We start from the raw sequence: 14,301 nt of genomic DNA on the forward strand, positions 1-14,301 counted from the left end.
GACCCCCAGAGTCGGCGGGTGGCCGGCCCATCCGGGATGTGATAGAGACGCCGGCCAGCTCAGCGGAGACCCGAGTTTTGCGCAAAGTAGTCGCACGGCCCTCGAACGGCCTCTCCGGCCGGCTCGCCGTGCCGGGTGACAAATCGATCTCCCATCGCAGTCTGATGATCGGTGGCATCGCCGTCGGCGAGACCAAGATCAGCGGCTTGCTCGAGGGCGAGGATGTGCTGAACACCGCGGAGTCCATGCGCCGGCTCGGTTGCGAGGTGGACCGGGGAGAAGACGGCGTCTGGCATGTGCACGGACTCGGCCTAGGCGGCCTCAAGGAGCCCGCTCAAGTGCTCGACTTCGGCAATTCCGGCACCGGCGCCCGGCTGTTGATCGGGCTTCTGGCCGGCCATCCCTTCACCAGCTTCTTCACCGGCGATGCCTCGCTCCGGCGCCGCCCGATGCTGAGGGTGACGGAGCCGCTCTCGCAGATGGGTGCCCGCTTCGTCAGCCGCGAGGGCGGCCGCTTGCCGCTGGCGGTCATCGGCGCCCGCGATCCCATGCCGGTGACCTATCGCCAGAAGGTCGCCTCGGCCCAGGTGAAATCCGCCATCCTCTTGGCCGGCTTGAGCGCGCCGGGCGAGACCACGGTCATCGAACCGGAGCCGACCCGCGACCATTCCGAGAAGATGCTGAGCCATTTCGGCGCCGAAATCCGCGTCGCCGACACGGCGGAGGGACGACGGGTGACGCTGGTGGGTCAGCCGGAGCTGAGCGCCCGCCCGGTGCGCGTGCCGGCCGATCCGTCCTCGGCGGCGTTTCCCGCCGTCGCCGCGCTCCTGGTGCCGGGCTCGCGCCTCGAGCTGCCGAATGTCGGCATGAATCCGCTGCGCGACGGCCTCTATCGCACCCTTGTCGACATGGGCGCCGACATCGCCTTCGAGAACCGGCGCATGGAGGCGGGCGAGCCGGTCGCCGATCTCGTCGTCAGCCACAGCGGGCTCAAGGCTGTCGAGGTGCCGGCCCAGCGCGCGCCCAGCATGATCGATGAGTACCCCGTCCTCGCCGTCGCCGCCGCCTTCGCCGAGGGTACCACCGTCATGCGCGGGCTGGCCGAGCTCCGGGTCAAGGAGAGCGACCGGCTCGCCGCGGTCGTCCGCGGGCTCACCGCGGCGGGCATCGAGGTGGAGGCCAGCGAGGACACGCTGCGGGTCAAGGGACGAGCCGGCGCCAACCGGCCGCCCAGGGGCGGGGCCGTCATCGCGGCTGCTCTCGACCACCGCATCGCCATGGCTTTCCTCGTCCTCGGCCTGGTCTCGGAGAAGCCGATCACGATCGACGACGGCACCACCATCAGCACGAGCTTTCCCAATTTCATCGAAGCCATGGCTCGTTGCGGAGCGGCGATCGCCTGGGACGAGGCTGAGTGATCGTCGCCATCGACGGCCCGTCCGCCTCGGGCAAGGGCACCCTCGCCCGGCGCATCGCCAAGGCCCTGGGCCTGCCCTGTCTCGATACCGGCCTCCTCTACCGGGCAACCGCGCGCCGGCTTATTGCCGCCGGCATCGCCGCCGGCGACGAGGCGGCCGCCCTGAAAGCGGCCGAGGCGGTGACGGCGGCCGATTTGGAGGCTCCGGGCCTCCGGGACGAAGCGGTGACCCGGCTTGCCTCCTTGGTCGCCGCCATGCCGGCGGTGCGCCGGGCCTTGTTCGACTTTCAGCGGCGTTTTGCCGGCACTCCAGGCGGTGCGGTGCTCGACGGCAGGGACATCGGCACGGTGGTCTGCCCCGATGCCGACATCAAGATCTATGTCGACGCCGCCCCCGAGGTCCGGGCCGAGCGGCGGGTGAGGGAGTTGCGCGAGCGCGGCCTCGAGGCTATACCTAGCGCCGTTCTCGGCGACTTATTGGAGCGAGATGCCCGCGACCGCGGTCGCCGGGCCGCGCCCTTGGCTCGGGCCAAGGATGCATTCTTGCTCGACACCAGCCAACTCGACGCCGACCAAGCGTATGAAGCGGCACTGTCTTTCATACGGTCGCGGGAACCAGGACGCCGGTAGCGGATCGCCGCTGAACCGGTTGCGTTGCAACCCAGAAGCCCGGCCCAGCGAGCCGGGCAGGACGGGACGGCGGAGCGGTGATACCGATCGGCGCCGGGCCCGATTGAGGAGAGATGAATGAGTAAAGCCGCCATGGCCGGCAAAGATAGCCACCCCGCGAAGGAGAGCTTTGCGGCGCTTTTGGAAGAGACCCTGGGCGCCGGCGGGGGCCTGGAAGGCAGCGTCATCAAAGGCCGCGTCGTCGGCATCGAGAACGATACGGTGCTGGTCGATGTCGGGCTCAAGTCCGAAGGCCGGGTGGCGCTGAAGGAGTTTAGCACGCCGGGGCAGCCGGCGGAGCTGAAGCCGGGCGATATGGTCGAGGTCTATCTCGAGCGCATGGAAGACAAGTACGGCGAGGCCGTGCTGTCGCGCGAGAAGGCGCGCCGCGAGGAAGCCTGGACCCAGCTCGAGAAGGCCTTCCAGGAGAACCAGCGCGTGACCGGCGTGATCTTCGGGCGGGTCAAGGGCGGCTTCACCGTCGACCTCTCGGGCGCCGTCGCCTTCCTGCCCGGCAGCCAGGTCGACATCCGACCGGTCAGGGACATCACCCCCTTGCTCGGCACCCCGCAGCCCTTCCAGATCCTCAAGATGGATCGCCGCCGCGGCAACATCGTGGTCTCCCGCCGCGCCGTGCTCGAGGAGAGCCGCGCCGAGGCCCGCTCCGAACTGGTGGCGAGCCTGAAAGAGGGCCAGGTGCTGCAGGGCGTGGTCAAGAACATCACCGACTACGGCGCCTTCGTCGATCTGGGCGGCGTCGACGGCTTGCTGCACGTGACCGACATCGCCTGGCGCCGCATCAACCATCCCTCCGAGGCCTTGCAGATCGGCCAGACCGTCAAGGTGCAGGTGATCCGCTTCAACCCGGAGACGCAGCGCATCAGCCTCGGCATGAAGCAGCTCGAGGCCGATCCGTGGGAGGGCGTGGAGTTCAAATATCCGGCCGCCGCCAAGTTCACCGGGCGGGTCACCAACATCACCGACTACGGCGCCTTCGTCGAGCTGGAGCCCGGTATCGAGGGTCTGGTGCACGTCTCGGAGATGAGCTGGACCAAGAAGAACGTCCATCCCGGCAAGATCGTCTCGACCAGCCAGGAGGTCGAAGTGATGGTGCTGGACGTCGATCCGCAGAAGCGCCGCATCAGCCTCGGCCTGAAGCAATGCCTCGCCAATCCCTGGGAGGCCTTTGCCGAGAAGCATCCGGCCGGCACCGAGCTCGAGGGCGAGGTCAAGAACATCACCGAGTTCGGGCTGTTCGTGGGCCTGCCCGGCGAAATCGACGGCATGGTGCATCTCTCCGACATCGACTGGAACCGACCGGGCGAAGATGCGATCAAGGACCACAAGCGCGCCGACAAGGTGAAGGTGAAGGTGCTCGACGTCGACATCGAGAAGGAGCGCATCAGCCTCGGCATCAAGCAGCTGGCGCAGGATCCGTTCGAGACCGGCGTGGTGCAGCTGAAGAAGGGCGAGGTGGTGACCGGCACCGTCACCATCATCACCGAAGGCGGCGTCGAGGTCCTGGTCGGCGACGGCGTGCCCGGCTTCATCCGCAAGTCCGAGCTGTCCCGCGAGCGCTCCGAGCAGCGTCCGGATCGCTTCGCCGTCGGCGAGAAGGTCGATGCCAAGATCACCCAGATCGACGCCAAGACCCGCAAGCTCACCCTCTCGATCAAGGCCCGCGAGGTCGACGAGGAGAAGCAGGCGATGGCCGAGTACGGCTCGTCCGACTCGGGTGCCAGGCTGGGCGAGATCCTGGGGGCGGCGATCAAGCGCCGCGAGAAGGACCGCGAACAGTCCGGCGAGGAAGAAAAGTCGGAGTCCTGACCCAGGACTGAGGCCGCTATTGAGGGAGGGGGCATGGCCTCCTCCCTCCGGCCCGCCCCAAGGCGTAACTCCCCTAGGGCGAAAAGCGTTTTATTCCGAGAGACTTATACTTGACGGTTGTGACTGGCTGCGGCAGGCTTAGCTTGCCGCGTCTGGCCAAGGTCCGCCCCTGGGTGGTTTGGCCGGGGTGAGGCTTAGCCTGACCCCGATCCTCTCCCAAGGGGCGAGGCGCGTGCGCTCGCTGGCTCCAAAGGGGCGACGCCATGACGAAGTCGGAGCTCATCCTGCACCTGGCGGAATTGAACCCGCACCTCTACCAGCGCGACGTCGAGCGGATCGTCTCGACGATTTTCGAGGAGATCGCCGGTGCGCTTGCCCGCGGCGACCGGGTGGAGCTCCGAGGTTTCGGGGCGTTCTCGGTCAAGCGCCGGGACAACCGGGTCGGGCGCAACCCGCGCACGGGCGAGGCCGTCCAGGTCGAGGCCAAGGCGATCCCCTACTTCAAGACCGGCAAGCAGCTGCGCGACCGTCTCAACGAAGGCAGCAAGAGCTCGTAACAGTTAATGGCTCGGCGTTCGGCTTTGCGCCGCGCCATCAGCTTCTTGGTGATGGCGCCGGCGACCGTCATTCTGGTGCTGTTCGCCGTCTCCAACCGCGAGCCGGTGCTGCTCTCGCTGTGGCCGTTGAGCGAGGGCGTCGCCGCTCCGCTCTATCTGGTCGTCGTGGCCCTGCTGGCGATTGGTATCGTCATCGGCATGGCGATCGCATGGGCCTCGGGCGCCCGCTCCCGGCGGGAGGTGCGCGAAGCCCGCGACCGGGCGGAGCGCGAGGCAAGGGAGCTCAGCCGGCGGCTGGCGGCGGTGGAGCAGGAGCTTGCCGGCAACGCCGCTCCCGGTCCGCCGCCGGCCAGCCGGTCCGTCACCACGACCATGGCCTAGGAAGCCGATGCGCAGCATCGCTGCCGCCGAGGTCGAGCGGGTGCTCGATTTTCCGAGCCTGGTCGACCGGCTGCAGCGCATGTTCCAAGAGGGCTGCGAGGTGCCGCCCCGGCACCATCACGCCATCGATGTGCCCGACGCGGCGAAGGCGATGCTGCTGTTGATGCCGGCCTGGCAGGTCGGGCGTCATATCGGCATCAAGCTGGTAACCGTGTTTCCCGACAACGCCGGCCGATCGCTGCCCTCGGTCATGGGCACCTATTTCTTGCTGGACGGCAAGACCGGCCGGCCGGAAGCGCTGATCGACGGCCCCATGCTCACCCTGAGACGCACCGCCGCCGCCTCGGCCTTGGCCGCGCGCTTCCTCGCCCGCGAGGATGCCAAGTCGATGCTCATGGTCGGCACCGGGGCGCTGGCGCCGCACCTGATCGAGGCGCATGCGTCGGTGCGCGCGATCCGCGAGGTGACGGTCTGGGGTCGCGATTTCGCCAAGGCGGAGGCGCTCGCCCGCCGGCTCTCCCGCCCGGGCCTCGCCGTGGGTGCGGCCGCCGACCTCGCCGCCGCGGTCGGCGCGGCCGATGTGATTTCCTGCGCCACCCTCTCGAAGACGCCGCTGATCCGGGGTGCCTGGCTCAAGCCCGGCCAGCATCTCGATCTCGTCGGCGCCTACACCCCGGAGATGCGCGAAGCCGACGATGCCGCCGTCAGCCGCTCGACCGTGTGGGTGGACACCAAGGCGGGCGCGCTCAAGGAAGCGGGCGACGTCGTGCAGCCGATCAGGTCCGGCGTGCTCGCCGAAACGGCCATCGCCGGCGATCTCTTCGGCCTTTGCCGGGGCGAGGCGAAAAAGCGCAGCCGACCCGAAGAGATCACCTTCTTCAAATCCGTCGGCACCGCGCTCGAGGATCTGGCGGCCGCCGAGCTGGTCGCCGAAAGGGTGGCAGCTTAGTCGATCTCGGCCGCGAGCCGAGCCAGCGCTTCGCCTTCGAGACGGCAGCTGACCGAGTCGGCGTAGACGCTCATGCCGAGCCGTTCATAGAAATGTCGGGCCGGATTGTCGTTTCGAACGCCGAGCGAAAGGCCGCCGCAGCCGGCCTCTTTGGCGCGTCGCGCCACGGCCGCCATGAGCCGCCGGCCGATCCCTTGGCCGCGCGCCGCTTCCTCCACAAAGAGGTCGGACACATAGATCGCGCGTGAACCGGTCCAGCCGCGATAAATGAAATAGAACTGCGCGATGCCGACGGGCTCGGTGTGGTTTTCGGCGAGATAGGCCCAAAACAACGGCTCGGCGCCGAAGCCGTCGCGGCGGACCGAGCCGGGCGTGAGCTTCGCCATCTCCGGCTTGCCGTGAAAGCCGGCATTGGCGGCAATGAGCCGCGCCACGGAATCAGCATCGGCGGCATGCGCGGGACGGATGAGGATTTCGGCCATGGGGCGGCGAAGTTACACCGCCCCGAGCAGCCTGTGCTATGAGGATGTCATGATGAAGACGGCTTCTCTCGAGCGGGTGTTCTGCGCCCTCGACACCACCGACCGCGCCTGGGCGCTCCGGATGGCGACGACGCTCGGGCGCGCGGCGGGCGGCGTCAAACTCGGGCTCGAATATTATGGCGCGCATGGACCGGCGGGGGTGCTGGCGGTGAGCGAGCTCGGCGTGAAAGTGTTCCTCGACCTCAAGTTCCACGACATCCCGAATCAGGTTGCCGGCGCCGTGCGCTCGGTCATCGAGAGCTGCCGGCCCTTCATGCTGACCGTGCACGCCGCGGGCGGGCGGGCGATGCTGAAGGCGGCCAGCGAGGCCGCCGCCGAGACGGCCGCGCGCACGGGCGCGCCGCGCCCCCTCGTCGTCGGCGTCACCGTGCTCACCAGCCTCGATGCGGGCGATCTCCAGAGCGTGGGCCAACTTGGTCCGGTGACCGATCAGGTAGAGCGCCTGGCTGAGCTCGCCATCGCCGCCGGCCTCGACGGTCTCGTCTGCTCGGCCGAAGAAGCGGCGGGTCTGCGCCAGCATCTGGGATCGGACCCGGTCCTGGTGGTGCCGGGGATCCGGCCGGCGTGGAGCGGCGCCGACGATCAAAAGCGCATCGTGACCCCCGCGGAAGCCGTCCGCCGCGGTGCCTCCTATCTGGTGATCGGACGGCCGATCACCCGGGCGACGGATCCGGCCGATGCGCTCCGCCGCATCGGGAGCGCATTGGCCGAGGCGGCATAGAGGATAGCGGGCGCGAGCGATGGTCGCAGTCAAGATATGCGGGCTCACCACGCCGCAAGCCGTGACCGCGGCGATCTGGGGCGGGGCTCGCTACCTCGGCTTCGTCTTCTACGAGCCTAGCCCACGCAACGTGACGCCGATCGAGGCAAAGCGGCTCATCGAAGGTGTTCCCGACGACATCACCATCGTGGCCCTCACCGTCGATGCCGACGACCGGAAGCTGGCGGAGATCGTCAGCATCCTCAAGCCCAGCCTGTTGCAGCTCCATGGCGGCGAGACCCCGCTCCGGGTCTCCCAGGTGCGCGCCCGCTATCATCGCCCGGTGCTGAAGGCGGTGGCGATCTCCGGCCGCGGCGATCTGGCGACCGCCAAGCGCTACGAGGTGGCGGCCGACCTGCTCTTGTTCGATGCCCGCCCGCCCAAGGGCGCCTTGCTGCCCGGCGGCAACGGGATCGCCTTCGACTGGCGCCTCCTCACCAAACAGACCTGGCGCAAGCCCTGGATGCTCTCGGGCGGGCTCACCGCCGGCAACATCGCCGAAGCGGTCCGGCTGACCAAGGCCACCATCGTCGACGTCTCCTCCGGCGTCGAAGACAAGCCAGGCGTCAAATCCCCTGAAAAGGTTGCGAATTTCCTCGCCGTCGCCAACCCGCTGTAGGGCGGCAGGACATCTTGACATGGCATCATTTTGATGCCATCTATCTGACGTGCCGAAGCGCCGATCGCAGAGCGTCAAGCGTAAGCCGACGCATGACCTGGCAGCTATCAAGGCGGCATATAGCGATCCGGCCAAGATACGGCGAACCGTCACCGCGGCTCGCGATGCGATGGCGATGGGCTTCGAGACCCAAGATGTGGTGGATGTGATCCAGGGAATGTCTCGCCGCGACTTTGACAAGTCGGCCACAGCCCACAACGACATTCGGCAGTGGATGGATTCGTATATGCCCGTGGTCGATGGAGTGACGCTATACCTGAAGTTCACGACCGATGGAGACGGGAACCTCCTCCTCACCTCATTCAAGAAGGCCGACTTATGAAGGCGAAGATTGGAGCGGCAAGGCACATGGAAACACGGCCGTGCCTGTCTTGCGGGCAGGGTGCGATGCGCCGCGGGGAAAGACGGGAAACGATCAAGGTAGATGGCTATGAGCATGCCTACATGCAGCCCGGTTGGTATTGCGACTCATGCGAGGATGGCGTCCTCGTCGATGAGGACAACATGGTCGCGGACGCGGCGTTGCGCGAGGCCAAGGCTCACGCGAAGGGTGCGCCCATCACGCCGCTTGGCATTCGCGCAGTGCGCGAGCTCCTGCATCTATCGCAGCGCGACGCCGGGAGGATTTTTGGCGGCGGGGCAAGAGCATTTCAGCGGTACGAATCCGGAGCGGTCGCTCCAAGCACCGGTATGGCGAACATGCTGCGCCTTGCGCTTGAGCAGCCAGGAGTATTTCGGCGCGCGCTGAAGCAGAAAGATCTGTTCAAGAGGCGTGGCCACCTCGTGGCACCTTCATCGAGGGAGATCGGTCTCATTCGGAACGCGGCGACGGACGATGCGCTCGCCAGCATCGTCAGGCGCGTCTATCCGGAGGCGTTCCCAGGTGGAAATGGGGGAAAACGCCAGAAGTCGGCGCCGACTGCGAAATAGTCACCCTTCCTTGGACCACGGCCGAAAATGGACAATGTGAAGGCGGACGCGCGTTGTGCCATAGCGATCGGCGCAATCCGGTGGAACCCGGATTTCAATCAGTAAGGGCAAGCTCTAGGCGCTCTTCATACCCGTTTTCCTTGCACGCCATCCGTTCCCGGCCGCAATATGCCGGCCCATTTCGGAGCCTCCCCTTCTTGGAGCGTCCAATGACGGCAAGGGCCGCCGCCAACACCTATCGCGCCGGGCCGGACGAGCGCGGCCATTTCGGCATCTATGGCGGCCGCTTCGTCGCCGAGACCCTGATGCCGCTGGTGCTCGAGGTGGAGAAGGCCTACCTCGGCAGCCGCGCGGATGCGGGCTTCCAATCCGAGTTCGAGTATTACCTCAAGCACTATGTCGGGCGGCCGAGCCCGCTCTTCTTCGCCCAGAACCTCACGCGGCATTTCGGCGGGGCGAAGCTCTACTTCAAGCGCGACGAGCTCAACCACACCGGCGCCCACAAGGTGAACAACTGCCTGGGCCAGGCGCTTCTCGCCAAACGCATGGGCAAGACCAAGATCATCGCCGAGACCGGTGCGGGCCAGCATGGCGTGGCGACCGCCACCGTCTGCGCGCTCTTCGGCATGGAATGCACGGTCTTCATGGGTGCCGAAGACATCCAGCGCCAAAAACCCAATGTCGAGCGCATGCGCCTCTTGGGCGCCGAGGTGCGCCCGGTCACCTCGGGCTCGAGCACGCTCAAGGACGCGATGAACGAGGCGCTCCGGTTCTGGGTCGCCAAGGCGGAGACGCATTTCTACATCATCGGCACGGTTGCCGGCCCGCATCCCTATCCGATGATGGTGCGCGACTTCCAGTCGGTGATCGGCCGCGAGACCCGCCTGCAGATGCTGGAGGCCGAGAACCGGCTGCCGGATACGCTGGTGGCCTGCATCGGCGGCGGCTCGAACGCCATGGGCCTCTTTCATCCGTTCCTCGACGATGGCGATGTCCGCATGATCGGCGTGGAGGCGGCGGGCCACGGCATCGAGACCGGCAAGCATGCCGCCTCGCTCACCGGCGGGCGCCCGGGCGTGCTGCACGGCAACCGCACCTATCTCCTGCAGGACCCCGACGGGCAGATCCAGGAAGCGCATTCGATCTCCGCCGGGCTCGACTATCCCGGCATCGGACCGGAGCATGCCTGGCTCAACGATATCGGCCGGGTCACCTACGCCAGCGCCACCGACGATGAGGCGCTCGCCGCCTTCCAGCTCTGCGCCCGCCAGGAAGGCATCATCCCGGCTTTGGAGCCGTCGCACGCGCTGGCCCATGTCGCCAAGATTGCGCCGACGCTGCCCGCCGATCATCTCGTGGTGATGAATCTCTGCGGTCGCGGCGACAAGGACCTGGCTGCGGTGCTGGGCCATCTGGAAGCGCGGGGGCGGCCCGTATGAGCGGCCGCATCGCCCGGAAATTCGCCGCGCTCAAGGCCGAGGAGCGCGGCGGCCTCGTCGTGTTCGTGACCGCGGGCGATCCCAACGCCGAGACCTCGCTCGCCCTCATCAAGGGCTTGCCCGCCGCCGGAGCGGATCTCATCGAGCTCGGCATGCCGTTCACCGATCCCATGGCCGATGGCCCGGCGATCCAGGCCTCCTCGCTCAGGGCACTCAAGGCCGGCGCCAGCCTGCGGTCGGTCTTGGAGCTGGTCGGTGCCTTCCGGAAGGGCGACGACACCACGCCGATCGTACTCATGGGCTACTTCAACCCGATCTACAGCTATGGCGTCGAGCGGTTCCTCGCCGATGCGCTGGGTGCGGGCGTCGACGGCCTCATCATCGTCGATCTGCCGCCGGAAGAAGACGACGAGCTGTGCCTGCCGGCGCTCGAGGCCGGGCTCGCCTTCATTCGCCTGGCCACGCCGACGACGGACGACCGCCGCCTGCCGAAGGTGCTGACCCACACCGCGGGTTTCGTCTACTACGTCGCCATCACCGGCATCACCGGCACCGCCGCCGCCGATGTCGTCGCCGTCACCCGCTCGGTCACGCGCCTGCGCCGCGCCACCGCCCTGCCGATCGCGGTCGGCTTCGGCATCCGCACGCCCGAGCAGGCGGCCGCGATCGCGCGGGTCGCCGATGCCGCCGTGGTCGGGACCGCGGTGGTGCAGACCGTCGCCGACAATCTCGATCAGGCCGGCCGGCCGAAACCCGGGCTCATCGATGCCGTGCTGGGGCTCGTCTCGGCGCTGGCCGCAGGGGTGCGCCGCGCCCGCAAAGCGGCATGAAGCATCCGAGGTCGCGATGAACTGGCTCACCAATTTCGCGCTGCCGAAGATCCGGGCACTGGTGCGCAAGGCGGATGTTCCGGACAATCTCTGGCACAAATGCCCGGCTTGCGGGCAGATGATCTTTCACCGGGATCTCGAGACCAACCTGCATGTCTGCCCGCACTGCGCCCATCATCTGCGCCTGCCGACCGAGAAGCGGTTGGCGATGCTGTTCGATGACGGGCTCTATCAGGGGATCGAGCTGCCCCGGGCGCCGGTCGATCCGCTCCGCTTCCGCGACCGCAGGCGCTATGCCGAGAGGCTGAAGGAGGCGCAGACCAAGACCGGCCATGACGAGGCGATCGTGGTCGCCCATGGAACCCTGGGCGGCATGCCGGTGGTCGCCGCCGCCTTCGACTTCGATTTCATCGGCGGCTCCATGGGTGCCGCGGTCGGCGAGGCCTTTCTGGCGGCGGCCAAGCTCGCGGTCCTGCAGCAGGCGAGCCTGATCGCCATACCGGCCTCGGGTGGGGCTCGCATGCATGAGGGCATTCTCTCCCTCATGCAGATGCCCCGCACCATCCTCGCCGTCGAGGAGGTCAAGGAAGCCGGCTTGCCCTATATCGTCGTCTTGACCGACCCCACCACCGGGGGCGTCAGCGCCTCCTTCGCCATGCTGGGCGATGTGCACCTGGCCGAGCCGGGTGCGACGATCGCCTTTTCCGGAGAACGGGTGATCCAGGACACCATCCGGGAAAAGCTCCCCGAAGGCTTCCAACGCGCGGAGTACCTGCTGGAGCACGGCATGGTCGATGCCGTGGTGACCCGGAAGGAGCTGAGGGACACGCTCATCCGGCTCCTCCGGCTCTTACGCCAGCCGAAGCCGACGGCGGAGGTCCTGGCCTTGCCGCGGGCCGATCTGCAGATCCCGGCGCCGGAGAGCAAGGCTTAGGGACCAGCACTTGCCGAGCCCGGCCGAGCGCATTCACCGGATCCTCGATCCCCTCAAGCACGGACGCACTCATCCCGGCGAGTTCACGCTCACCAAGATCCGCACGCTGCTCGACCGTCTGGGCAATCCCGAGCGCCGCCTGCCGCCGGTCATCCACGTCGCCGGCACCAATGGCAAGGGCTCGCTCGTCGCCTTCCTCAGGGCCTTCCACGAAGCCGCCGGGCGCCGGGTGCATCTCTACACCTCGCCGGATCTAGTGCGCGTCAATGAGCGTATCTATGTGGCCGGCGCCGACATCGCCGATGAGCCCCTGGCCGCGCTCTTGGAGGAATGCGAGCGCGCCGGAAGCGGTCTCGGCATTCAGCATTTCGAGATCCTGACCGCGTCCGCCTTCCTCGCCTTCACGCGGACACCAGGCGACGTGACCCTGCTCGAGACCGGTCTCGGCGGGCGCTTGGATGCGACCAACGTGGTCGACCGGCCGGCCTTGACCGCGCTCACGCCGATCTCCCTCGACCACATGGCCTTCCTCGGCGACACGGTGGCGCTCATCGCCAAGGAGAAGGCGGCGATCATGAAGCCGGGCGTGCCCTCGGTGATCGGCCCGCAGCCTCCGGAGGCGCTCGCCGTGATCGAGGCCCGAGCGACGGAGGTGGGGGCGCCGCTCAGCCGTTGCGGCAGGGAATGGCGGGCGACCGCGACCGCCGGCGGCATGGTCTATGAAAGCACCCAGGGGCGCCGCGAACTACCGAAGCCGGGCCTCATCGGCCTGCACCAGGTGCCCAATGCGGCAACCGCGATCGCCTGCACCGAAGCGGTGCCGGCGCTTCCCGTCGGGCTGGACGCCATCCGCACCGGGCTTGCAACCGTGCGCTGGCCAGCCCGCATGCAACGCCTCGCCCGCGGGCCGCTCGTCGATCTTCTGACGGCGGATTGGGAGGTCTGGCTCGACGGCACCCACAACGAGGACGGCGCCCGGGTCATTGCCGAGACCTTCAGAAGCTGGCCGGCGAGGCCGCTCTATCTCGTCTTCGGGGTGATCAAGAGCCACGATCCCAGGAGCATCTTGCGGCAGTTCAAGGAGCTGGTCACCGCCATGCGGGCGCTGGCCATCCCCGGCGACATCAGCAGCCACGATGCCGCGACGATCGTCGCCGGCGCCGAGGCCGAAGGCATCGAGGTCGCACCCGCGACCGGCCTTGCCGAAGCCGTCGCCGGCTTGAAGGCGCGCCACGGCGAGAACGGCCCCGCGCGGCTGCTCATCTGCGGCTCGCTCTACCTGGCCGGTGCGGTGCTCAAGGAGAATGGGTAGCCGGCGCTCCCCTTGCCGAACCAATATCTCCGGTACAACCTACGAAACCGATACGACGTCCAGGCCGATTCCACGATGCGCCGCGACGCGCCCAGGCATTCCAAGCCCCAGCCGCCCTCGCGCATGACGCTCTACAGAAGCGGGCAACGAGTGCGCGGGCTGCGCAGCCGCCGGCTCTGGATCGTCGACCCGCCGCAATCGGCGGTCGAGGCGGCGGTCAAGAAGATCGCACGCAACGAGCCAGCCGAGATCCGCTTCGTTCAGCGCAATGTCGACCGGGCCGGTTGGAAATAGGACATGGTCATAACGCGGAGCGACGTCGTGACGGTCGCAGACAGAGGCTCGCTCCACCCGAACCGAGATCTTGCATCAGACTGTCCAAGGTCTCACCGACGAGCTTTCTTGCGCGCTGGAGAATTGTAGTCCCTCTTCTGCTTGCCGGGCTTCTTGGCCGCTTGAACCGCGCGCGCACGCTGCTTGGCACCCGCCTCCTCGAAGATGTCACGATCGACCGGAAGTACCACCGCTGCATCGACCCAGTCGGCGGCCGTCGTCGCGGGAATTGCGGCAAGATCCTCGGCCGTTGGCCCACGCTTCGCCCGTTCCAGATCGATTCGGGGGGGCCGGGTATCACTCATGGTACAAAGCCGCCTCCTCGGCGGTGGCAAAGCGAGCCGAGATCAACCGACAGCGACCGGCCCGCATGGTGTAGACGGCGAAGATAACATGGCCTGCGAACTCGCCGAGCGCCTGATGGACCACTTCGCCGCGTTTCCGGGTGTCCTGGCGTACAAGCACGCGTCCTTGGAAGATCTGCCGCGCGGCGGCCAAATCAAGTCCGTGCTTCTCGAAGTTGACGTCCGACTTCGCCGGATCCCACTCGAAATCATGCTCGCCCTGGGGTAAGCGACGGACGCTATATCGCCGCGGCATCTTGATTCACCCTCGCCAGCCGGTGGACGGCTGGGGTCCCCCTCTAAGCCGAACTTTACCCTGTGTTTTGCGATAAGCGCTTGAGCTGTTTGACTGTCTGCGGCTTTTCGGCTGCTTTTGTGTCCATGTAGATAGAGGGATA

18 protein-coding genes are annotated in these 14,301 nt (G+C 67.4%); 15 read left to right on the plus strand and 3 right to left on the minus strand.

The window, feature by feature from the left end; genetic code table 11:
* Positions 1-77: 77 nt before the first annotated feature.
* From aroA to HY058_14605, 6 genes are all read left to right on the plus strand, one after another.
* A complete protein-coding gene (gene aroA / locus HY058_14580) occupies positions 78-1,418 on the plus strand; it encodes a 3-phosphoshikimate 1-carboxyvinyltransferase (protein ID MBI3498521.1) in 1,341 nt (446 codons plus the stop codon).
* Positions 1,415-2,047: a (d)CMP kinase gene (locus HY058_14585; protein ID MBI3498522.1), complete on the plus strand. Its 633-nt coding sequence runs from the start codon at positions 1,415-1,417 to the stop codon at positions 2,045-2,047. The genes aroA and HY058_14585 overlap by 4 nt, the downstream gene beginning before the upstream one ends.
* A gap of 132 nt (positions 2,048-2,179) precedes the next feature.
* Positions 2,180-3,913 carry a 30S ribosomal protein S1 gene (gene rpsA, locus HY058_14590; GenBank protein ID MBI3498523.1) on the plus strand — a complete coding sequence of 578 codons (1,734 nt, stop codon included), beginning with the start codon at positions 2,180-2,182 and terminating at the stop codon, positions 3,911-3,913.
* A 263-nt stretch (positions 3,914-4,176) separates the two neighbouring features.
* Positions 4,177-4,470, plus strand: a complete 294-nt coding sequence (gene ihfB / locus HY058_14595; GenBank protein MBI3498524.1) for an integration host factor subunit beta — start codon at positions 4,177-4,179, stop codon at positions 4,468-4,470.
* 6 nt (positions 4,471-4,476) lie between these two features.
* Positions 4,477-4,851, plus strand: a complete 375-nt coding sequence (locus tag HY058_14600) for a LapA family protein (GenBank protein MBI3498525.1) — start codon at positions 4,477-4,479, stop codon at positions 4,849-4,851.
* Between the two features lie 7 nt (positions 4,852-4,858).
* Positions 4,859-5,800, plus strand: a complete 942-nt coding sequence (locus HY058_14605; protein MBI3498526.1) for an ornithine cyclodeaminase family protein — start codon at positions 4,859-4,861, stop codon at positions 5,798-5,800.
* Here the strand turns inward: HY058_14605 and HY058_14610 are convergent.
* Positions 5,797-6,282, minus strand: a complete 486-nt coding sequence (locus HY058_14610; GenBank protein MBI3498527.1) for a GNAT family N-acetyltransferase — start codon at positions 6,280-6,282, stop codon at positions 5,797-5,799. The two genes, HY058_14605 and HY058_14610, sit on opposite strands and share 4 nt — an antisense overlap.
* Positions 6,283-6,334: 52 nt before the next feature.
* Here HY058_14610 and pyrF point away from each other — a divergent pair, with 52 nt between their 5' ends.
* The 9 genes from pyrF (at position 6,335) to HY058_14655 (ending at position 13,520) form a co-directional block, all read left to right on the plus strand.
* Positions 6,335-7,063, plus strand: coding sequence for an orotidine-5'-phosphate decarboxylase (gene pyrF / locus HY058_14615; protein ID MBI3498528.1), 729 nt, complete (start codon positions 6,335-6,337; stop codon positions 7,061-7,063).
* Positions 7,064-7,082: 19 nt separating this feature from the next.
* Complete coding sequence (locus HY058_14620) at positions 7,083-7,721, plus strand: phosphoribosylanthranilate isomerase (protein ID MBI3498529.1); 639 nt, start codon at positions 7,083-7,085, stop codon at positions 7,719-7,721.
* 49 nt (positions 7,722-7,770) lie between these two features.
* Positions 7,771-8,103, plus strand: coding sequence for a type II toxin-antitoxin system MqsR family toxin (locus HY058_14625; GenBank protein ID MBI3498530.1), 333 nt, complete (start codon positions 7,771-7,773; stop codon positions 8,101-8,103).
* Positions 8,100-8,711 (plus strand): type II toxin-antitoxin system MqsA family antitoxin, encoded by a 612-nt coding sequence (locus HY058_14630; protein ID MBI3498531.1) that lies wholly within the window; start codon positions 8,100-8,102, stop codon positions 8,709-8,711. The genes HY058_14625 and HY058_14630 overlap by 4 nt, the downstream gene beginning before the upstream one ends.
* 209 nt (positions 8,712-8,920) lie before the next feature.
* Positions 8,921-10,150: a tryptophan synthase subunit beta gene (trpB, locus tag HY058_14635; protein MBI3498532.1), complete on the plus strand. Its 1,230-nt coding sequence runs from the start codon at positions 8,921-8,923 to the stop codon at positions 10,148-10,150.
* The gene (locus HY058_14640; protein MBI3498533.1) at positions 10,147-10,980 is read left to right on the plus strand and encodes a tryptophan synthase subunit alpha; all 834 of its coding nucleotides are present in this window, start codon (positions 10,147-10,149) and stop codon (positions 10,978-10,980) included. Before trpB ends, HY058_14640 begins: the two co-directional genes overlap by 4 nt.
* Positions 10,981-10,996: 16 nt before the next feature.
* Positions 10,997-11,914 carry an acetyl-CoA carboxylase carboxyltransferase subunit beta gene (locus HY058_14645; protein ID MBI3498534.1) on the plus strand — a complete coding sequence of 306 codons (918 nt, stop codon included), beginning with the start codon at positions 10,997-10,999 and terminating at the stop codon, positions 11,912-11,914.
* Positions 11,915-11,945: 31 nt separating this feature from the next.
* Positions 11,946-13,226: a bifunctional folylpolyglutamate synthase/dihydrofolate synthase gene (locus HY058_14650; protein ID MBI3498535.1), complete on the plus strand. Its 1,281-nt coding sequence runs from the start codon at positions 11,946-11,948 to the stop codon at positions 13,224-13,226.
* A 75-nt stretch (positions 13,227-13,301) separates the two neighbouring features.
* Complete coding sequence (locus HY058_14655) at positions 13,302-13,520, plus strand: hypothetical protein (protein ID MBI3498536.1); 219 nt, start codon at positions 13,302-13,304, stop codon at positions 13,518-13,520.
* 92 nt (positions 13,521-13,612) lie between these two features.
* Here HY058_14655 and HY058_14660 read toward each other — a convergent pair whose 3' ends face one another.
* Both HY058_14660 and HY058_14665 read right to left on the minus strand, forming a co-directional pair.
* Positions 13,613-13,864: a hypothetical protein gene (locus HY058_14660; protein MBI3498537.1), complete on the minus strand. Its 252-nt coding sequence runs from the start codon at positions 13,862-13,864 to the stop codon at positions 13,613-13,615.
* Complete coding sequence (locus HY058_14665) at positions 13,857-14,159, minus strand: BrnT family toxin (GenBank protein ID MBI3498538.1); 303 nt, start codon at positions 14,157-14,159, stop codon at positions 13,857-13,859. Before HY058_14665 ends, HY058_14660 begins: the two co-directional genes overlap by 8 nt.
* Between the last annotated feature and the right edge of the window lie 142 nt (positions 14,160-14,301).

The sequence above is a fragment of the Pseudomonadota bacterium genome, assembly GCA_016195085.1.
Lineage (GTDB): Bacteria > Pseudomonadota > Alphaproteobacteria > SHVZ01 > SHVZ01 > JACQAG01.